The sequence below is a fragment of the Mesorhizobium sp. A556 genome (genome assembly GCF_054489545.1).
Map to the genome: position 1 here is coordinate 51,708 of NZ_JBTMXA010000015.1, position 20,595 is coordinate 72,302.

General features: G+C 62.0%; 18 protein-coding genes and 1 riboswitch. Of the genes, 15 read left to right on the forward strand and 3 right to left on the reverse strand.

The window, feature by feature from the left end; genetic code table 11:
• The first annotated feature begins 83 nt into the window (after window positions 1-83).
• From ACX3P0_RS21790 to ACX3P0_RS21830, 9 genes are all read left to right on the forward strand, one after another.
• Window positions 84-1,634, forward strand: a complete 1,551-nt coding sequence (locus tag ACX3P0_RS21790; RefSeq protein WP_459091848.1) for an alkaline phosphatase family protein — start codon at window positions 84-86, stop codon at window positions 1,632-1,634.
• A gap of 62 nt (window positions 1,635-1,696) precedes the next feature.
• Window positions 1,697-3,190 carry an FGGY-family carbohydrate kinase gene (locus ACX3P0_RS21795; RefSeq protein ID WP_459091850.1) on the forward strand — a complete coding sequence of 498 codons (1,494 nt, stop codon included), beginning with the start codon at window positions 1,697-1,699 and terminating at the stop codon, window positions 3,188-3,190.
• A gap of 66 nt (window positions 3,191-3,256) precedes the next feature.
• Window positions 3,257-4,003, forward strand: coding sequence for a GntR family transcriptional regulator (locus ACX3P0_RS21800; RefSeq protein ID WP_459091852.1), 747 nt, complete (start codon window positions 3,257-3,259; stop codon window positions 4,001-4,003).
• Window positions 4,000-4,737 (forward strand): SIS domain-containing protein, encoded by a 738-nt coding sequence (locus ACX3P0_RS21805; protein WP_459091854.1) that lies wholly within the window; start codon window positions 4,000-4,002, stop codon window positions 4,735-4,737. Before ACX3P0_RS21800 ends, ACX3P0_RS21805 begins: the two co-directional genes overlap by 4 nt.
• 46 nt (window positions 4,738-4,783) lie before the next feature.
• A complete protein-coding gene (locus ACX3P0_RS21810; RefSeq protein ID WP_459091856.1) occupies window positions 4,784-6,070 on the forward strand; it encodes an ABC transporter substrate-binding protein in 1,287 nt (428 codons plus the stop codon).
• A 27-nt stretch (window positions 6,071-6,097) separates the two neighbouring features.
• On the forward strand, window positions 6,098-6,970 hold the full coding sequence (locus ACX3P0_RS21815) for a carbohydrate ABC transporter permease (RefSeq protein WP_459091858.1): 873 nt from the start codon (window positions 6,098-6,100) through the stop codon (window positions 6,968-6,970).
• Window positions 6,967-7,794: a carbohydrate ABC transporter permease gene (locus ACX3P0_RS21820; RefSeq protein WP_459091860.1), complete on the forward strand. Its 828-nt coding sequence runs from the start codon at window positions 6,967-6,969 to the stop codon at window positions 7,792-7,794. Before ACX3P0_RS21815 ends, ACX3P0_RS21820 begins: the two co-directional genes overlap by 4 nt.
• Window positions 7,795-7,810: 16 nt before the next feature.
• The gene (locus ACX3P0_RS21825) at window positions 7,811-8,896 is read left to right on the forward strand and encodes an ABC transporter ATP-binding protein (RefSeq protein ID WP_459091862.1); all 1,086 of its coding nucleotides are present in this window, start codon (window positions 7,811-7,813) and stop codon (window positions 8,894-8,896) included.
• Window positions 8,897-9,176: 280 nt separating this feature from the next.
• Window positions 9,177-10,019: an outer membrane protein gene (locus tag ACX3P0_RS21830; protein ID WP_459080765.1), complete on the forward strand. Its 843-nt coding sequence runs from the start codon at window positions 9,177-9,179 to the stop codon at window positions 10,017-10,019.
• Window positions 10,020-10,034: 15 nt separating this feature from the next.
• Here the strand turns inward: ACX3P0_RS21830 and ACX3P0_RS21835 are convergent, their stop codons facing one another.
• A complete protein-coding gene (locus tag ACX3P0_RS21835) occupies window positions 10,035-11,027 on the reverse strand; it encodes a LysR family transcriptional regulator (RefSeq protein ID WP_459091864.1) in 993 nt (330 codons plus the stop codon).
• 294 nt (window positions 11,028-11,321) lie between these two features.
• On the opposite strand from ACX3P0_RS21835, the gene chvE reads away from it, so the two are divergent.
• The 4 genes from chvE to araD1 all read left to right on the forward strand — a co-directional run bounded on the left by chvE (window position 11,322) and on the right by araD1 (window position 16,417).
• On the forward strand, window positions 11,322-12,398 hold the full coding sequence (gene chvE, locus ACX3P0_RS21840) for a multiple monosaccharide ABC transporter substrate-binding protein (RefSeq protein ID WP_459080767.1): 1,077 nt from the start codon (window positions 11,322-11,324) through the stop codon (window positions 12,396-12,398).
• Between the two features lie 142 nt (window positions 12,399-12,540).
• Window positions 12,541-14,076 carry a multiple monosaccharide ABC transporter ATP-binding protein gene (mmsA, locus tag ACX3P0_RS21845; protein ID WP_459091866.1) on the forward strand — a complete coding sequence of 512 codons (1,536 nt, stop codon included), beginning with the start codon at window positions 12,541-12,543 and terminating at the stop codon, window positions 14,074-14,076.
• 47 nt (window positions 14,077-14,123) lie between these two features.
• The gene (mmsB, locus tag ACX3P0_RS21850) at window positions 14,124-15,287 is read left to right on the forward strand and encodes a multiple monosaccharide ABC transporter permease (protein WP_459091910.1); all 1,164 of its coding nucleotides are present in this window, start codon (window positions 14,124-14,126) and stop codon (window positions 15,285-15,287) included.
• 137 nt (window positions 15,288-15,424) lie between these two features.
• Window positions 15,425-16,417, forward strand: coding sequence for an AraD1 family protein (gene araD1, locus ACX3P0_RS21855; protein ID WP_459091868.1), 993 nt, complete (start codon window positions 15,425-15,427; stop codon window positions 16,415-16,417).
• Between the two features lie 146 nt (window positions 16,418-16,563).
• Here the strand turns inward: araD1 and ACX3P0_RS21860 are convergent, their stop codons facing one another.
• A complete protein-coding gene (locus tag ACX3P0_RS21860) occupies window positions 16,564-17,658 on the reverse strand; it encodes a 2'-deoxycytidine 5'-triphosphate deaminase (protein ID WP_459091870.1) in 1,095 nt (364 codons plus the stop codon).
• 93 nt (window positions 17,659-17,751) lie between these two features.
• A riboswitch (SAM riboswitch) is annotated at window positions 17,752-17,829 on the forward strand.
• Window positions 17,830-17,883: 54 nt separating this feature from the next.
• Here ACX3P0_RS21860 and ACX3P0_RS21865 point away from each other — a divergent pair.
• Window positions 17,884-19,074, forward strand: coding sequence for an O-succinylhomoserine sulfhydrylase (locus ACX3P0_RS21865; RefSeq protein WP_459091872.1), 1,191 nt, complete (start codon window positions 17,884-17,886; stop codon window positions 19,072-19,074).
• 105 nt (window positions 19,075-19,179) lie between these two features.
• Window positions 19,180-19,572, forward strand: coding sequence for a Co2+/Mg2+ efflux protein ApaG (apaG, locus tag ACX3P0_RS21870; RefSeq protein WP_459080853.1), 393 nt, complete (start codon window positions 19,180-19,182; stop codon window positions 19,570-19,572).
• Window positions 19,573-19,604: 32 nt separating this feature from the next.
• On the opposite strand, the gene ACX3P0_RS21875 is transcribed toward apaG, so the two are convergent.
• A complete protein-coding gene (locus tag ACX3P0_RS21875; protein ID WP_459091874.1) occupies window positions 19,605-20,594 on the reverse strand; it encodes an Hsp33 family molecular chaperone in 990 nt (329 codons plus the stop codon).
• Window position 20,595 lies beyond the last annotated feature (1 nt).

Below are 20,595 nucleotides of genomic sequence, written 5' to 3' on the forward strand. Positions count from 1 at the left end.
CTTGAGCAAGTTGTCTTTACTCACCCTTGACCCCTGAAAGGCCATATGAAAATGGGTCAACCGTTGCGGCAGGGGAATAGGTGATGACGGAGCGTCCCAATGTATTGTTTATCTGTGCGGACCAGTGGCGCGCCGACTGTGTTTCAGCGCTCGGCCATCCCGATGTGAAGACGCCGAACCTCGACGCGCTGGCGGCGGACGGTGTGCTGTTTCGCAAACATTTCGGTCAGTGCACGCCCTGCGGTCCCTCGCGCACCAGCGTGCTGACCGGGCTTTACCTGATGAACCACCGCTCCGGCCGCAACGGCACGCCGCTGGACGCGCGCCATACCAATGTCGCCCTGGAAGCACGCAAGGCTGGCTATGAGCCGTCGCTGTTCGGCTACACCGATACCAGCATGGACCCGCGCAGGCTGGCCCCGAACGATCCCGTGCTGACCGGTTACGACAAGGGCGTGATGCCCGGCTTTGTCGCGCCGCTGCACCTCAACGATGACATGGAGCAATGGATCGGTGATCTCGTCGCCAAGGGCTACGATGTAGCGGATGGCCGCGGGGGCGTGTTCAAGCCAAGGGCGGATTTCGACAAGCCTGCGGATCGCGGTTTCCGCTTCATCCCACCCAAATATTCGGCTGAGCACAGCGAGACGGCGTTCCTGACCGACGCCTTTCTCAAATGGCTTTCGATGCGCAGCGAAAAGCCGTGGTTCGCGCATTTCGTATTCTATCGGCCCCACCCGCCCTTGGTCGCACCGGAGCCGTATAACAGCGCCGTTCACCCGAAGGACGTGGCTTTTCCGGCGCGCGCCGAAACGCTTGAGGAGGAGAAAAAGCAGCATCCGCTGCTGGCCTATGAGCTTGATCGGTTGAGCCAGCCAGGCGTGTATGATGAGCACAGCCCGCTTGATCCGGTGTCGGCAAACGACCTCGAAATCCGGCAGATGCGCGCCGCCTATTACGGACTGGTGGCCGAGGTCGACCATCATCTCGGCCGCATCATCGACCACCTCAAGGCCAGCGGCCAGTATGAGCGCACGCTTATCATCGTTACCAGCGACCACGCCGAAATGCTCGGCCAGCATCACGTCTGGGGCAAGGAAATCTATTTCGACCAGGCGTTCCACCTGCCGCTGGTCATTCGCGATCCACGCCAGAGCGCCGATGCCATGCGAGGAAAACGCGTCGATGTTTTCACCGAGGCGGTGGACGTCATGCCGACCATTCTCGACGCGATCGGCGTGGAGGTTCCGCGCACCTGCGACGGCCGCTCTCTCGCTCCCTTGCTGCGCGGAGAGACGCCGTCCAACTGGCGCGAAGAGGTGTTCTTCGAGCACGATTTCCGCGCCGTGGCGACCCAGAAGGCGGAACTGGCGCTCGGCATTTCGTCGGACGAGTGCAGCTATGCGGTGATCCGCGACGAACGCTACAAATATGTGCATTTCGCGGCACTGCCGCCCCTTTTGTTCGACCTCGTCGAGGACCCGAATGAGATGCACAATCTTGCCGGCAAGGCCGAAATGGCTGCGACCGTTCTTCACTATGCGCAAAGGATGCTGAGCTGGCGGCTCACCCATGCCGACCGCACCCTGACCAATATGCAACTGACCAAAGAGGGCGTGATCTCTCGGTCGTAGTGACGAATTGACGATCGCCGGGCATCCCGCGCGATATCATAAACCTGGCTTGGTGTTTTCTGATGACTGGTTTTTTTTTGGGCATAGATGCCGGCTCGTCGGTCACAAAGGCGGCGGTTTTTGACGATCTGGGCAATGAACTCGGCACGGGGAGCCACCGCATCCGGCTATACCGACCGCACGAAGGCTGGTCCGAAATCGATCCGGCCGAAGCCTGGGAGGCGTTCACGATTGCGATCGGCGGCGCTCTCCAGGCTGCGGGCGTAACCGGAGCGGATGTCTCGGCCATCGGCATCTCGGCCGCGATGGTCGGCGCGTGGCTGGTGGACGAAAGCGGCAATCCGCTGCGCCCCGGCATCCTATGGGAGGACAGCCGGGCGCAGGAACTGCTGGATCGTCGTGTCGCGAAGGTTCCAGACTTCTACCAGCGCATCTTCCAGTCCGATGGATGTGTTTTGCAACAAGGCTGCACCTTGCCGCTTCTCGCCTGGTTGCGAGAATATGAACCAGCGGTGCTTGAGCGTGCGGCGCACGTCTTCAGCTACAAGGACTATCTGCGCATGAAGCTTACCGGCAAGGCTTCGGCCGACCGGACAGAGGCGGCGGTCGCACCGGGAAATGCGAGCCTGCGCGACCGCAGTGACGCCATGCTTGCACTGTTCGAAATCACGGATCTTGCGCACAAATTGCCGGTGGCTGTCGAATCGGAGACGATCGGTGGCTTCATTACCAAGGCTGCGGCCGTCGCTACCGGTCTGGCCGAAGGCACGCCCGTGGCGATCGGCGCGGGCGACGTGCCGTCGACGGTCGTCGGCGCAAGCGCGCTTCAAGCGGGGATGGTCACGGCGGTCCTCGGCACGACGTGCATGGTCGGGGTGGTCAGTGACGAACCGGTCTTTACGCCGCCCAATCTCGGGCTGCTGTTCACCTTGCCCGGCGAGGCCTGGTTTCGCGCAATGGTCAACGTCGCCGGCACGCTCAACCTCGATTGGGCGATGGAAACCCTGTTCCCGGATATCGTTGGCAAAGCTGACGCTTACGCGCAGATGGAATCGATGATCGCACCCCTTCCCATCGGCAGCGAAGGATTGGTCTATCTGCCGTATCTCAGTGAGAGCGGCATTATCGCGCCGGTCGTGCAGAGGCAGGCGCGCGCCAGCTTTCACGGGCTCACATCGCGTCACAAGCGGCCCCATCTGATCCGCGCGGTTTATGAAGGGGTCGCACTGTCGATCCGCGATCTGATCCAGGATATCGACGGGGGCGGCAAGGACATCCTGCTGACCGGCGGCGGCGCGCGCAGTTCCATGTGGGCGCAGATGATTGCGGATTGTCTCGATGCCACCGTCACCGTCCCTGCCGGTACCGAATTCGGCGCACGCGGCGCAGCGTTACTCGCCGCTACAGCTATAGGGCGGTTTGGCTCGATCCGGGAGGCTTCGGTTTCAACGCGGCGGATACAGCGTCAGCATAGGCCCGATCGATCCACGAAGCCTGATTGGGACCGCGCGTTTGTCGCTTATCGCGCTCGACGCGACAGTGCGTTGGGAATCTAAGGCAACCGGACTTTACGGCTTACCGAGAGTGGTGCATACCACAGTCGGTTTGGAATATACCACGTGATGCCTGATAGCCTGACAGCCGGATCGCTTCCTCTTTATCAGCGTATCGCGAGTTCATTCGCGGCGCGCATTGCATCCGGCTCGCTGAAAGTCGGCGACAGGCTGCCGTCGGAACGACAGATAGCGGAGAATCTCGGCGCCAGCCGGATGACGGCGCGCCAGGCGCTGAAACTGCTCGAGCGACGTGGCTTGGTGGAAACCCGGACTGGCCGAGGCGCATTCGTAACCCCGCCACAGATAGAGCAGCAGCTGAGCACGCTCCGAGGCTTCACGGAAGAAATGCACCGCGGCGGACGTACGGCTTCCAGTATCGTTCTGGACGCCGGCATCGGCTTCGCGGACATGGAAGCAGCGATGGCGCTTGGCGTGCCTGAACGCTCCCTGGTCCATCGCCTGGTTCGCGTGCGCCTTGCCGATGCCGAACCGGTTGGTCTGGAACGGACCGAGATTCCGGCCGCACTCGCGCCGAACCTGTTGGATGAAGCCGATTTTGCCACGGACTCACTCTATCGCGTGCTTCGTGAGCGCTATGGTCTGCACCCGAGCGAGGCCGAGCAGACGCTCTGGTCCGCCAATCCTGATGCCGCGAGCGCCGCAGCCCTCAACATTTCGCGGCAAAGCCCGGTTCTTATCCTTACCCGCCGCACGCTCGATGCCGAACGTCGCCCGCTTGAATATGTCCGGGCCACCTACCGCGGCGACTGCTTCGTGATGCGGGTAAATCTGACACTTGGAAAAGACGCATGAGCAAGACCCCGGCAGCAGCCGCCTATCTGACCGAACTCGCGGCCCGCATGGGTCGGCTGCTCGATGACAATGCCGACGCCATTGCCGCGTCGGCGGATGCGATCGAGCGGACGGCCAAGGCAGACGGCCTCGTCTATATCTTCGGCACGGGCCATAGCCATACTTTGGCGGAGGAGGCCCATTTCCGGGCAGGCGGGCTTGCGTTGACCGTGCCGATCCTGTGCGCCACGACCATGGTGCACGAAGGCGCGGTCGCCGGGACGGTGTTCGAGAGGATGCCGGGAATCGTAGCCCCCATTTTCGCGCGCTATCCCATCGGCCCAAATGACGTGCTCATTGTCGTTTCCAACAGCGGCGTCAACACGGCGACGGTGGAGGCCGCGCAAATCGGCAAGGCGATCGGCGCGACCGTGATCGCCATCACTTCGGAAATCTATTCAAAATCGGCCGCCAATGGGCGCACCCGTCTCGCCGATGTCGCCGACATCGTCCTCGACAATGGCGCGCCGTCCGGTGACGCCATCATCGACGTGCCGGGCAGCGAATTGCGCGTGGGGCCTATCTCCACGTCGATCGGCGCGGCTTTGATGAATGCGGTGTTCGCGGAGGCGGCGGTGCGGCTACAGACGTTCGGCGCCAACGCGCCGATCTATCTTAGCGCCAACATGCCGGGGGCAAAGGACGTCAACGAGGCGCTGGTCGCCCGTTACCGGCCGCGCAACCCGCATCTTTGAAATTTCCGGGCCCATAGCGGGTCCGGGGCAACGGGAGGACAGTATCTTGAGGTCTACACGCTTTATCATAGCCGCCGGCTTTGCCACGACGCTTCTTGCGGGCGCGGCCTATGCCGAACCGGTGAGTCTGACGATGTGGCACATGGAGCAGCCGCCGCAGCGCGTGCAGCGCATGAAGGAACTGCTTGACGAATTCAACGCGGGCCACCCCGACATCCAGGTCAAGCAGGAGCCGCAGAGCTGGGGCGAGGTCTACGCCAAGGCGCCTGCCGCCTTTGCCGCGGGCAACGGCCCGGACCTGCTTTTCACCATCCCGGATTTCACCACCGTGCTCAAGAGCATCGACGCGGTCGTGCCGGTGGATGACCTGGTCAAGGATCTGGACGCCAAACACGGTTTCGTCAAGGCAACGCTCGCGCCCTACGAATATGACGACCACATCTGGGCCGTTCCGGTCTACAACATGGCGCTCTCGCTCTGGTATAGAAACAGCGCCCTGAAAGAAGCGGGCATAGAGCCTCCGAAAACCTGGAGCGAGTGGCAGGCGGCCGCCGAGGCGCTCGGCAAGGACGGTCGGTACGGCATCGGCCTTCCGGCCAACAAGCAGCTTTATACCGATCAGACCGTCTACAGTTTCATGGTCAATGACGGTGCCGCCGACCTCTACAACGACGACGGTTCGATTGCCTTCGACAAGCCGGAAACGGTCAAGGCCTACGACTTCTACTCGAAGCTGGCAAAGCTGTCGCCCCCCGACAACGGCTCCTGGACCTGGGGCGAGGCGGAAGCCTGCTTCGCCAGCAACACCTGTGGCATGATCCTGCAGTTCAGCGTCATCAGCACCTATGACACGCAGGCCGAGGGCGATGCCGCCGATCTCGGCGTGGCGGCGGTTCCGCACGCCGACGACCAAAGCGCATCGGCGACCATCTCCTACTCCAACGCCGTCATGCTGACGACCAAGGATGCCGCCAAGCAGGAAGCCGCCAAGGTGTTCCTGACCTGGCTGCTGGAGCCTGCGAATTACGGACGCTTCCTGACCATGGAGCCGGGGCTTTTCCTGCCGGTCACCGATGACGGCGCCAAGGCCGACTCGTTCTGGAACGACAAGACCGTGACCAAATACAAGCCCCAGATCGAAACCATGATCGCCAATTCGCAAAGCGGCAAGCTGTTCGGCTTCACGACCGGCAAGGTGTTTCCGTCGATCGGCGCGATCTCCGCGCAAAACGTGATCGCCGAGACGCTGCAACACGTCGTCGTGGACGGGCAGAGTGCGGCCGAGGCGGTCAAGGCCGGCCAGGCGCGCATGTCCGAAATCGCCAAAAAGTAAGGCGAAAGCAAACGCGGGGCAGAATCGATGAGGAACACGACGCTGGCGTTCCTGTTCGTGTCACCTGCCCTGCTCGTGCTGCTGGCCGTGCTTGGCTGGCCTCTCGTTCAAGCCGTCATCCTGAGTTTTCAGGATGTCGGCGTGATCGGCTCGCAAGGCCATTTCGTCGGCCTCGACAATTATGCGGCGGTCCTTGGCACCGCCGGCTTTTGGCGTGCGCTCGGCCGCAGCGTGGTCTGGGTGCTCGGCAACGCTGTCGTCCAGACAATCCTGGCGCTGGCGACGGCGCTGATCCTCAACCAGAAATTTCCGGGCGTCGGCATCGCCCGGACATGGGTCATCTTGACCTGGATCGTGCCGACCGTAGTGGTCGTCATCATCTGGCGTTGGCTCTTGTCCTCCTCGGGCGGCATGATCAACCCGCTTCTGGTCCAGACCGGCCTGATCGAACGGCCGGTCGGTTTTTTCGCGACCCGCGAAAGCGCCATGACCACGCTGATCATGATCAATTCATGGCGCTGGTTTCCCTTCACCGCGCTCATGCTGCTGGCAGGCCTGACGCGTATTCCAAGCGATCTCTACGAAGCGGCGCGCATTGACGGGGCCGGAACGTTTAAACGCTTCACGCGCATCACCTGGCCGCTGCTGAAGCCGACGCTGATGGTGCTCGGAATCGTCGGCACGCTTTTGTCGTTCAATGTCTTCGACGTGATCTGGCTCCTGACGGCCGGCGGGCCTTCCGACGCCACGCAGACTCTTCCGGTGTTGATCTATCAAACCGCCTTCAAGGGCTACCGCCTCAGCGAGGCAGCTACGATCTCGGTGCTCACCAGCCTGTTGCTGATGGCCTTCGCATTTCTCGCCACCCGCGCCATGACGTCGGACGAGGCCACCCGATGAAGCGCACATTCCGGCAGGCGCTGGCGCTGTATAGCGGGCTCACTCTCATTGCCCTGACGATTGGCCTGCCCTTCTGGTGGGTGATCACCGGCTCGTTCAAGCTTCCCAAGGAGATCATCCAGCGCGTCCCGACCATGGTGCCGCGCAGCTTTACCCTGCAGCATTTCGACAAGTTGCTGCAGGCGTCCGATTTTCCGGTCTACCTTTTGAACAGCATGATCGTGGCGACGTTTTCCACGGCATTCACGGTCCTGTTGGCGCTTCCCGCGGCTTATGCCTTCTTCCGTATGGAATTCCCCGGCCGCACGGCCCTCTACCGGACCATCCTGCTCGCCTATGCCTTTCCCGGCGTGGTGGTGCTGATCCCGCTCTACGGGCTCTTCGCCAAAATCGGCCTGATCGACAGCCCGGTGGCGCTGGTAGTCGTCAACGTCGCGTTCGCACTTCCTTTCTCGATCTGGATGATGCGCTCCTTCCTCGCCACCATCCCGCCGGAAATCGAGGAAGCCGCGGTGATCGACGGCGCTCCGACAACCACCATTCTCATTCGTATCCTGGTGCCGCTTATCGCACCGGGTATCGCCAGCGTGGCGATCTTCGCTTTCATTTCGTCATGGACTGAATTTCTGTTCGCCTCGGTGCTGATCGTATCGGACGCGAGGCGCACCATTCCGGTCGGCTTTGCCGGCATCATCGGCCAGTATCAGATCGACTGGGGGCTGCTGCTGGCCGGCGCCACGGCGGCAACCATCCCGGTCGTTATCCTGTTCGCGCTTGTCGGTCGCTGGTTTGTAACTGGCCTCACCGACGGCGCCGTGAAATAATCGAGGAAAGAGCCGAATGGCCGGTCTGTCGCTGTACAAAGTGAAAAAGCGTTTCGGCGAAACGGAGGTGATCGGCGGCGTCGATCTCGAAGTCGCGGACCACGAGTTCGTCGTGTTCGTCGGCCCTTCGGGCTGCGGCAAGTCCACTCTGTTGCGCATGATCGCCGGGCTCGAATCCACCTCGGGCGGCAGAATAGAAATCGGCGGACGCGACGTGACTGCGGAAGACCCGGCCAAGCGCGGCATAGCCATGGTGTTCCAGACCTATGCGCTTTATCCGCATATGACCGTCGCCACCAATATGGGCTTTCCGCTGGAGATGGCCAAGCGCCCCAAGGCGGAGATCGAGCGCAAAGTGGCGGAGGCGGCAAAAACCTTGCACCTCGAAGCCTACCTGAACCGCAAGCCGCGCGAACTCTCCGGCGGGCAGCGCCAGCGCGTCGCCATCGGCCGCGCCATCGTGCGCCAGCCCGATATATTCCTGTTCGACGAACCGCTGTCGAACCTCGATGCCGAACTGCGCGTGCAGATGCGCATAGAAATCGCGCGCCTGCATCAGCAACTCGGCACGACGATGATCTATGTGACGCACGACCAGGTCGAAGCCATGACACTGGCGAGCCGCATCGTGGTGCTGAGAGCCGGGCGCGTCGAGCAGGTCGGCGCTCCGCTGGAGCTTTACGACAACCCCGACAACAGCTTCGTAGCGGGCTTCATCGGCTCGCCGCGCATGAATTTCTTCCCGGCTTCGGTGACGGCCGTAACAGGCGGCAAGACTGTCGTAGCTGCTCCAGCGCTGGGCTTGTCGGGAATGGCCGTCGAGACCCGTGGTGCGCCGCCCGAGCCAGGAACGCTGGTCAGCCTCGGTATTCGACCGGAGCATTTCGTTCCAGCGGAAGGTGCCGCAAGCACGATTTCAGGCCAGGTGACGCTCGTCGAATGCCTCGGAAACGTCACCTATTTTCATGCGGTGCTCGCCGACGGTTCGATGATAACCGTCCAAAGCCAAGGGAACGCCAGACCCGCAGTCGGCGAAACGAGCATCATCGGCCTGGATGCCGCCCGCGTATTCTTGTTTGACGCAGCCGGCATGCGGCTATGAAGACACAATCAAATTTCGGGCCTGCTCTTCCAATGTTTGCGGCGACTTGCGTTTCGTAATTTCGGGAAAGCCAATGGTTGGCTTGCCGGTGTGCTGCTTCCTATTGGTGAATACAACCGGCTTCCCAAGCTGAACGCGCGGGTTCTTTTCCCGCTGGCGTGTCGTCCCCTCGAATGTCGAGCGAAGGCTTTATCGCTTGTTAACCATACTGGCCTGATAGTGCGGCTACGCACTTTTGGAACGGCACGATGTCTGCGCCGTCAAGACACAGGTAGTCGACATGACTTTCGCAACACGCATGACAACGCTGGCTGTCGCGCTGGTGATGAGCGCCCCCGTTCTTGCCGCCGACCTCTATGTCGAGGAAGCACCGCCGCCGGTCGTCCAGCCTGCCCCCTATTCGGGATGGTACATACGGGGCGACGTCGGCTACGTGTTCAAGTCGCGCAACGAGGGAGACTGGGATTTCTACAACCAGTTTCCGGGCGTGGAAGGGATCGATGGCACCTTCCGCTACGACCATCTCGATTTCGGCGGCGCTGCAAGCCTCGGCGGCGGTGTTGGCTACCGCTTCAACGATTATCTCCGCGCCGACGCAACGCTCGACTTTTTCCACGCCAAGATTTCGGGCGGCACGGATTGCCCCTACATGATCAAGACGGACCCGCAGCATGCGTTGCCGATGGGCGCCGATTGCCATTATGAAAACCAGGCTTCCGCCAATGTGTGGGCGCCGATGCTCAACGCCTATGTCGATCTGCCGGCGTGGGGAGCGATCACGCCCTATGTGGGCCTCGGCATCGGCGCGGCCTTCGTGGACTATGGCAAGCTTAGCGTGCAGGAAGTCTGCGCGCTCTGCCAGCCGGGCTACACGCCCTACACGGCAACCAATGAGGGGCTGAGCAGTTGGCGGCTTGCCGGCTCGGCCATGGCCGGCCTGTCTTATCGTCTTTCCGACCATTTCCTGCTCGACGCCGGCTACAAATATACGCGGGTCGGAAGCGGCAAGGCATTCGCCTATGACGCCGCAGACAAGGCGTTCGGAGCCAAGGGCGAGCAGATCCGCGACAACGGCTTCGACTTCCATGCCCTGCGCCTCGGCGTCCGCTACGAACTCAACTAAGTCGGAAGCGGGCAGCTACCCCACCTGGCGCAAGATGGAATCATACAGCATCTTGGCCGCAGGCGAGAGTACGCGGTTGCGGACCGTAATCAGGCTGTAGGGCCGGACCTCGATGTCGAATTCCGTCGGGATGATGTCGATCGCGCCGGCCAGTCCTTCGGGACTCTGGATGAACTTCGCCACCTGAATGGACACCGGTGCAATGGCGTCGGACTGCGCCACCATGACCAGCGTCAGCAACAGCGAGCTTGTGTTCAAAATCCGTTCCGGCAAGGCGATGTTGCGGTTGAGGAAATTCGCCTCCATCGCCTGGCGCAGCGGCGATCCACCGGACTGGAAGACCCAGTCGTAAGCCCCCGTCTGTTCAAGCCGCACGGCCGCGCCCGGGCGTGTGAGAGGATGGCCGCGCCGCACGATCAGGCAGGCCTTCTCGATGCCGATCACGCGCGATTCGAACAGGCGCGGATTGAGATCGTCGGGAATGCGGGCGATGATGAAATCGTGGCGGCTGGCGACCAGTTCGCGCGCCAGCACGTTGGACGTCTCGACCTGCATGGTGATTTCGATGCGCGGATAGAGGCGCCTGATTTCCCGGATCGCCGGCACGGCCAGTTCGATGGCCGGGGCCGTCACCGCGCCCAGGAACACCGAACCGCCCTTGCCCGCCTTGAGTTCTGAAATATCGCGGCCCGCCTCGCGCATTTCGAGCAGGATCGAGCGCGCCCGCCGCGCCAGCGCCTTGCCATAGGGCGTCAGCGTGACGCCGCGCGGCAACCGTTCGGCCAGCTTCACGTCGAGAATGGCTTCCATTTCCGCAATGATGCGCGACGCGGCCGGCTGCGAAATGTTCATCACCTGGGCGGCGGCGCTGACGCGGCCATGATCGTCCAGCGCCACGATCATGCGCATGTGACGCAGGCTCAGCCCGCTGCGCAGCAGGGTTTCGCCGCCGCCCGAAAATCTGTCGAGCTTGGCGGAAGCCCCATCCTGGTTTCGAAAAGCAGCCATGCCGATCTCCCCTCCAAACGTCAGTGGTAAGCCTGTATCCCCGGCCTATCCATATCATTTCCGATATACCAATCATCGTAGATCGCATTTGACAGTTATGGCAATGCAACACAAATTTCGCGTGCCTTGCGCAGCACCGGTCGATGGCGAAGACTATCGCATCGATTGAAATTACTGACGCACGGCCGGGAGGATACCGAATATCGACACAATGGCGGGGCGCGTCGGCGCGCTGCCTGAATTGCGCAGCCGTCAGGCGCGTCGCCTCGCGCAACAACCAGGGAGACAGTGAACGTGAAAATCATCCGGACGTTAATCGCCGCATTGACGGTAGGCCTCGCGGCCACGACCTATTCGGTACAGGCACAAGCCCAGGACAAGGGTACCGTGGGCATCGCCATGCCGACCAAGTCTTCGTTGCGCTGGATCAGTGACGGCAACGAACTGGTCAAGGCGCTGGAAGCGAAGGGTTACAAGACCGATCTCCAGTTTGCCGAAGACGACATCCCCAACCAGCTCGCCCAGATCGAGAACATGGTGACCAAGGATGCCAAGGTGCTGATCATCGCTTCGATCGACGGCACCACCCTGTCGGCCGTGCTGCAGCAGGCGCACGACAAGGGCGTCAAGGTCATCGCCTATGACCGCCTCATCCGCGACAGCCCGAATGTCGACTACTACACCACTTTCGACAATTTCCAGGTCGGCGTGCTGCAGGCCAATTCGATCCTCAAGGGTCTTGGCTACCCGGAAAAGAAGGGTCCGTTCAACCTCGAACTGTTCGGCGGTTCGCCCGACGACAACAACGCCTTCTTTTTCTACGACGGCGCCATGAGCGTATTCCAGCCGCTGATCGACAAGGGCGACTTCGTCGTCAAGTCGGGCCAGATGGGCATGGACAAGGTCGGCACGCTGCGCTGGGACGGCGCGGTTGCACAGGCGCGCATGGACAATCTGCTCTCCGCCAACTACTCGGACGGCAGCCGCGTCGATGCGGTTCTGGCGCCCTATGACGGCCTGTCGCGCGGCATCATCTCGTCGCTGCGCGGCGTCGGCTACGGCACCGCCGACCAGCCATGGCCGATCATTTCCGGCCAGGACGCGGAAGTTCCCTCGATCAAGGCGATCATTGCCGGCGAGCAGTACTCGACCGTCTACAAGGACACCCGCGAGCTTGCCAAGGTGACAGCCGGCCTCGTCGACGAAGTCATGCAGGGCAAGGAGCCTTCGCAGGTCAACGACACCAAGACCTACAACAACGGCGTCAAGGTGGTGCCGTCGGTGCTTCTGACCCCGTATGAAGTCGACAAGTCGAACTACAAGGAAAAAGTGGTCGACTCGGGCTACGTCAAGGCCGAAGACCTGCAGTAAGCAACCGTCTGGAGGGGTTTCGCCTTGGCGGAACCCCTTTCAATCCCGCTTCCCTTCTGTATCATCTGCCGAGTTCGATCCGGCCGGTTTCGCGCACCATCTGGGTGAAGTCGGGACGCTCTGGCAAAAATGGATTTCCGCAATGGAAAAGACCATTCTGGAGATGCGCGGCATCACCAAGACCTTTCCTGGCGTCAAGGCTCTTCAGGACGTCAATCTGGATGTCCGGGAGGGTGAGATACACGCCATCGTCGGCGAGAACGGCGCCGGCAAATCCACGCTGATGAAGGTGCTTTCCGGCGTCTATCCGCACGGCGCCTATTCCGGCGACATTCGCTTTCTCGGCCAGGAATGCCGGTTCGGCGGCATCCATGACAGCGAGAAGGTCGGCATCGTCATCATCCACCAGGAACTGGCGCTGGTGCCGTTGCTGTCGATTGCCGAAAACATCTTCCTCGGCAACGAGCAGGCGCATAACGGCATCATCGACTGGAACCTGGTGCGCTCGCGCGCATCCAAGCTTCTCGCCCGCGTCGGCCTCAAGGAAGACCCCGACACGCTCATCACCAATATCGGCGTCGGCAAGCAGCAACTGGTCGAAATCGCCAAGGCGCTGTCGAAAGAGGTCAAGCTCTTGATCCTCGACGAGCCGACCGCCTCCTTGAGCGAAAAGGACAGCGACGCGCTGTTGTCGCTGCTGGTCGACTTCAAGCAGAAGGGCATCGCCTCGATCCTGATTTCCCACAAGCTGAACGAGATCGACAAGGTCGCCGACCGCATCACCATCCTGCGCGACGGCAAGACCATCGAGACGCTCGATCCGCACGACATCAGCGAAGCGCGCATCATCACCTCGATGGTCGGCCGCTCGCTCGACGACCGTTTTCCGGCGCGTACGCCAAACATCGGCGAGACCATCTTCGAGGTGAAGAACTGGGTCGTCCATCATCCGCAACATGCCGACCGCCAAGTGGTGAAGGGCGTCAACCTTTCCGTTCGCAAGGGCGAAGTCGTCGGCATCGCCGGCCTGATGGGGGCCGGCCGCACCGAGTTCGCCATGAGCGTCTTCGGCAGAAGCTACGGCCAGGGCATCAGCGGCGACGTGTTCCTGCACGGCAAGAAGATCGATACGTCCAGCGTTGACCGCGCCGTCGCCCACGGCATCGCCTATGCGACCGAGGACCGCAAGACTTTCGGCCTCAACCTCATCGACCATATCAAGCACAACATCACCATCGCCAACCTGAAGGCCGTATCGAAGGCCGGCGTGCTTGACGACATGCGCGAACTCAACGCCGCCAACGACTATCGCAAGAAGACCAACATCCGCTCGTCCAGCGTCTATCAGATCACCGGCAACCTTTCCGGCGGCAACCAGCAGAAGGTGGTGTTGTCGAAGTGGCTGTTTTCCAGCCCCGACATGCTGATCCTCGACGAGCCGACACGCGGCATCGATGTCGGCGCGAAATACGAGATCTACACCATCATCAATCGGCTGGCGGACGAGGGCAAAGGCGTCCTCGTCATCTCGTCCGAAATGCCCGAACTGCTCGGCATCTGCGACCGCATCTACGTCATGAACGAGGGCCGCATCGTCGGCGAGATGGCGGCCAAGGAAGCGTCGCAGGAAAAGATCATGCGGGCAATCGTCCACGCGGAAGCAAAGGCAGCATCATGAGCACCGACACCCTTCCAAACGCCGAACGCAACGCGCGCGCTTCCGCCATGACCGCGCTCAAGGAAAATTTGCGCGACTACGGGCTGGTGATCGCGCTGATCCTGATCATGCTGTTCTTCCAATATTTCACCAATGGCGTCTTGTTCAAGCCGGTGAACCTCACCAACATCGTGCTGCAAAACAGCTACATCATCATCATGGCGCTGGGGATGCTTTTGGTCATCGTCGCCGGGCATATCGACCTTTCGGTCGGTTCGGTGTCCGGCTTCGTCGGCGCGATCGCTGCCGTCTTGATGGTGCAATACCACATGAACCCGTTCCTGGCCGGGCTGATCTGCCTGATCGCCGGCGGCGTCATCGGCGCTAGCCAGGGCTACTGGATCGCCTATCTGAAGATACCCTCCTTCATCGTCACGCTGGCCGGCATGCTGGTGTTCAAGGGGCTGGCGCTGTGGCTTCTGGGCGGCATGTCGGTCGGGCCGTTCCCGCGCGAATTCCAGTTGCTCTCAGCCGGCTTCATCCCCGATGTCATCGGCCCAATCACGCTCGGCGCCACCAAGCTGCATGCAACGACGCTGGTGATCGGCATCGCGATCGTCGCCGCCATGCTCTATTTCGCGCTGAAGAGCCGACGCAACCGCGAGAGCCATGGCTACGAGGCCGAGCCGTTCGCGTTGTTCGTCGTCAAGAACGTCATCATCTCGGGCGTGATCCTGTTCCTCATCACCATGATGGCGTCCTACAAGGGATTGCCCAACGTGCTGATCGTCATGGGCATCCTGATCGCACTGTTCGTGTTCCTGACCAAGCGCATGACCATCGGCCGGCGCATCTACGCCATGGGCGGGAACGTCAAGGCGGCGGCGCTGTCCGGCATCAAGACCGAGCGGCTGACCTTCTACGTGTTCATCATCATGGGCGTGCTCTCCGCACTTGCCGGCCTGATCTTCGCCGCGCGCCTCAATACGGCGACGCCGAAGGCCGGCCTCGGCTTCGAACTCGACGTGATCGCGGCCGTGTTCATCGGCGGAGCCTCGATGGCCGGCGGCGCGGGTCAGGTCGCGGGCGCTGTCATCGGCGCGTTCATCATGGGCGTGATGAACAACGGCATGTCGATCATGGGCGTCAACATCGACTGGCAGCAGGTCATCAAGGGGCTGGTGCTGCTCGGTGCGGTCGTCTTCGACGTCTACAACAAGAACAAGAATTAAGCCGGGAGCCACCGGTCCCATAACCCCGAACGGAGCAAGGGCGCTCCACATGAACAGCCTATCATGGCGCGAGCTTCGCGCGCCGTGCAGGGCAACGATTGCCGCGCGACCCGCGACTATGGAGAGAAAGAGCCGCCATGCTGATATCCCAGATTCTCGACGAGAGCGAAACGATCCGGGTCGCCGCGCGCGAAGGCGGCAAGGCGCGCATCGTCAACGGCGCGCGCAGCGTCTATTCGCTGGCGCTGGAAGCGGCACGCACTGGCCTTGGCCTGGCAGTGCTGATCGAGCGCAAGGGCCTGGGCGAGACCGTCGACCTCGAAAGCGCCTACAAAAAAGGCTGGCTGCTCTCGCCGATCAACCATCCGGACCCGGCGCACCTGCATCTCACCGGCACCGGGCTGACGCACCTTGGGTCGGCGGCGACCCGCGACAGCATGCACAAGAAGCTTAGCGCCGAGGGCGACGAGCAACTGACCGATTCCATGAAGATGTTCCGCATGGGCCTCGAAGGCGGCAAGCCGGCCAACGGTTCGCCCGGCGTGCAGCCGGAATGGTTCTACAAGGGCAACGGCACCATGGCGGTAGCGCCGGGCGCGCCGCTCGTCTCGCCGGCCTTTGCCGCCGACGCGGGTGAAGAACCGGAGATCGCCGGAATCTATATCATCGGCGACGACGGCCAACCCTTCCGCGTCGGTTTCACGCTCTCGAACGAGTTTTCCGATCACGTCACCGAACGGGTGAACTACCTTTATCTGGCCCATTCCAAGCTGCGCAACGCGTCCTTCGGGCCGGAAATCCTTGTCGGCAACCTGCCTGCCGACATTCGCGGTACCTCACGTATCATCCGCGACGGCGAGGTGTTTTGGGAAAAGCCCTTCCTGTCGGGCGAGACGAACATGTCACACTCGATCGCCAATCTCGAATACCATCACTTCAAATATTCGGCCTTCCGCCAGCCGGGCGACGTGCATGTGCATATGTTCGGCACCGCAACGCTGTCCTTCGCCGACGGCATCGCCACCAGAGCCGACGACATGTTCGAGATCGAGGCAAAGGATTTCGGCCTGCCGCTGCGCAACCCGATCGAGATCGAAGCGCCGACGAACGTCGCGGTAAAGGTGCTCTAACCTCAGAGTCTGTTTGATAACTCGCCCAGCCGGGGCATATGGCGTGATTTTCGAGAACCGGAGCGGAGCGTACTACAGTACGTGAGCACCGGAAGCGCAGAAAATTGCGTCAGATGTCCGGCTGGGTAGAGTTTCCAAACGGGCTCTCAGCCAGCGGCCCGGAAATGCTTGGACAATTTCAGGCCCTGCGCCTGATAGTTGGAGCCTAGATCGGTGCCATAGAGCGCCTTCGGTCGGACCAGCATGTGCTCGTAGACCAGCCGGCCGACGATCTGGCCGTGGTCGAGGATGAACGGCACTTCATGGCTGCGCACTTCCAGCACGGCGCGGCTGCCGGTGCCTCCGGCAGCCGAATGGCCGAAGCCCGGATCGAAAAAGCCGGCATAATGGACGCGAAATTCACCGACCAGCGGATCGAAAGGCGTCATCTCGGCGGCGTAGAGCGGCGGCACATGCACCGCCTCGCGGCTGACGAGGATGTAGAATTCGTCGGGGTCGAGCACCAGTTCGCCGTCGCGGCGTTTGTAGAGCGGCTCCCAGAAATCGACGACGTCGTGAGCCGCCCGCTTGTCGACGTCGACAAGCCCCGTGTAGTGCTTGCCGCGATAGCCGACCAGCCCGTTCTCGTCGCCGGCAAGATCGATAGACAGCGCGATGCCGCCGCCGGAAATGTTCGGCGGTTCGGTGGCGACCAGCATCTCAGTGCGGTGCAGTTCATTCAACTCGGCTTCCGACAGCAGCGCGTTACCGGTGCGAAACCGGATTTGCGACAGCCGCGAACCGGCGCGGGCGACGATGGGAAACGTGCGCGGGCTGACTTCCAGATAGAGCGGGCCATGATAGCCGGCGGCTATCTTGTCGAACTCGTGGCCGTGGTCGGTCATGACGCGGGTGAAGATGTCGAGGCGGCCAGTCGAGCTTTTCGGATTGGCCGAAGCGGAAATCTCCGCCGGCAGCGCCAGGCTTTCCATCAGCGGCACGATATAGACGCAGCCGGTTTCCAGCACCGATCCCTCGCTCAGATCGATCTCGTGCAGCTTGAGCCGGTCGAGCTTGTCGGCGACGGTATGATTAGGGCCGGGCAGGAAGGAGGCACGCACGCGCCAGGCTTTTTTGCCCAGCCGCAAGTCGAGGCTTGCCGGCTGAATCTGGTCGCCGTCAAGCGGACGCTCGCTCTTAAGCGCGCCCGTTGCGAACAGCGCCGCGATGTCCTGGTCGGGAAGAATGCCTGTCTTGCGCAAAGGTCCACTCCGCAGTCTGGCCCAGATGTCATAGTTCCCCCAAATTTCTTAATAAGCGGGGCGGTTGACGCAAGCAAAAGCGAGGAATAAAGGGCGTTATCCCGTGGTGATTTGGCCGGTCGGCTTGCAGCCACGTTAAACAAGTCGCTAAGGGACCGTCGGCCGCGAGGCAGCATGGACCGGTGGCGATTTTCGCGACCGGTTTTTTGTTTTTAAGGCACGCCCATGACCATCGAAAATAAGCGTAACTGGAAGCCGGCCACCCAACTCGTGCATTCGGGCACGCTTCGCTCGCAGTTCGGCGAAATGTCCGAAGCGATTTTCCTCACCCAAGGCTATGTCTATCCGACCGCCGAGGCCGCCGAAGCGCGCTTCAAGGGCGAGGAACCCGGCTTCATCTATTCGCGCTACGCCAACCCGACCGTGGATATGTTCGAAAAGCGCATGTGCGCGCTGGAAGGGGCCGAAGACGCCCGCGCCACCGCGTCCGGCATGGCAGCCGTTGCGGCAGCGGTCCTGTGCGGCCTGAATGCCGGCGATCACATTCTGGCGGCGCGCGCGGTCTTCGGCTCCTGCCGCTGGATCGTCGAAACGCTGGCGCCGAAATACGGCATCGAAGCGACACTGGTCGACGGCAAGGACATCGCCAACTGGGAACAGGCGGTTCGGCCCAACACGAAGCTGTTCTTCCTGGAAAGCCCGACCAACCCGACGCTGGAAGTGGTCGATATCGCGGCGGTCGCTTCGCTGGCGCGATCGGTCGGCGCGCGGCTGGTGGTCGACAACGTGTTCGCCACGCCCCTGCAGCAGCGGCCGCTGAAACTCGGCGCGCATGTCGTCGTCTATTCGGCAACCAAGCACATTGACGGGCAAGGCCGCTGCCTTGGCGGCATCATCCTGTCCGACAAGGACTGGATCGACGAGAACCTGCACAATTATTTCCGCCACACCGGCCCGAGCCTGTCGCCGTTCAACGCCTGGACGCTGCTGAAGGGGCTGGAAACGTTGCCGATCCGCGTCGCGCACCAGACGCAGAGCGCCGGCAGGATCGCGGATTTCCTCGCCGAGCGGCCGGAAATCGCGCGCGTCATCTATCCGGGGCGCGCCGACCATCCGCAGGCGGAGATCGTCAAAAAGCAGATGGCCGGCGGTTCGACGCTGATCTGCCTCGACATCAAGGGCGGCAAGCAGGCCGCCTTCGCCTTCCAGAACGCACTCGACATCGTGCTGATTTCCAACAATCTCGGCGACGCCAAGAGCCTGATTACGCATCCGGCAACGACGACGCACAAAAACCTGACCGACGAGGCGCGCGCCGAACTCGGCATCGGCGACGGCACGCTGCGGTTCTCCATCGGATTGGAAGACGTCGACGATCTGCTGGAGGACATCGACCAGGCGCTTGCCAGAGCATGACCCTGAAAAGCGGAAACCGGTTTTCGGACAAGATCATGCTCGAACAAGAAAACGGAGAACGATGACCGCTTTGGCGAAAAGAGCAAAGGTGTGAGCCGCCGAAACCTGTACAGCGCGACGACCCGTGGCATCGAGGTACAGGTCGAGCCGTTCTATCTGGAGGATCGTTCCGATCCCTCGGAGGGCCACTATGTCTGGGGTTATCGGGTCACCATCGACAACCAATCGGACAGCCCCGTGCAGTTGCTGTCGCGCTACTGGCGCATCACCGACGGCACGGGCCGGGTCGAGGAGGTAAGGGGCGAAGGCGTCGTCGGCGAACAACCCGAATTGAACCCCGGCGACAGCTATCAATACTCGTCCGGCTGCCCGCTAGCCACCCCGTCCGGCATCATGGTCGGGCGCTATACGATGCACGACGGCAAAGGCGAGACGTTCGACATCGACATCCCCGCCTTCTCGCTCGACCTGCCGGACTCGAAAAGAACGGTGAACTGAGCTTCTCCCCCGGTTCCGGGGGAGAAGAGAATTTACTTCGCGTCGAACTCGGACGGATCGAATTCATACTCCGTCGAACAGAATTCGCACGCCACCTCGATCTTGCCGTCGCGCGTGCTTTCCTTGATTTCCTCGGCGGAAAATCCCTGGAGGATGCCCTGGATCTTGTCCCTCGAGCAGGAGCACTGGTCGGCGACGCGGACGCCATCGAAGGCGCGCACGCCATGCTCGTGGAACAGGCGATAGAGCAATCGCTCCGTACCGACGGTCGGGTCGATCAGTTCGGTCGGCTCGACCGTCGCGAGCAGCGCCTGCACTTCCAGCCAGGCGTTATCCGCATGAACGGAGGTTTCATCGCCATCGCCACCGGGCAGGTCCGGTAGCCGCATCCGCTCCGTCGATTCCGGCAGGAACTGCACCAGCATGCCGCCCGCGCGCCACTGTTCGCGCGCGCCCGGCACCACCAGCTTCGCCACCGACAGTTTCAGGTCGGTCGGTATCTGTTCCGACTGGCGGAAATAGGTGCGCGCCGCCGCCTCCAGCGTCACGCCGTCGAGCGCGACGATGCCCTGATAGCGCTGCGTGTGCTCGCCCTGGTCGACAGTCAGCGCCAGAACGCCGTTGCCGAGCAGCGTCTGCTGCGAACTTTCGCCAACCGCCATCAACGCTTCCAGCCTATCCGCATCGTAGCGGGCATAGGCGCGCAGCGCATGCGGCGTGGAAAAATCCGCGACAAGCATGTCGACCGGCCCGTCGGTACGGGTCTGCAGGATGAACTTGCCCTGGAATTTCAACGATGTGCCGAGCAGGACGGCCAGCACGCAGGCCTCCGCCAAAAGGCGGGCAACCGGCTCGGGATAGTCGTGGCGCGAAAGGATTCCGTCGAGCATTTCGCCCAACTGCACGGCGCGGCCGCGCGCATCGAGCGAATCGACCTCGAACGGTACGACATGGTCGTCGCCGGCATAGCCGAATTCGCCGAGTTTGGGTCCGTGTTCAGTCACTTGAATGGCTTCCAGCATG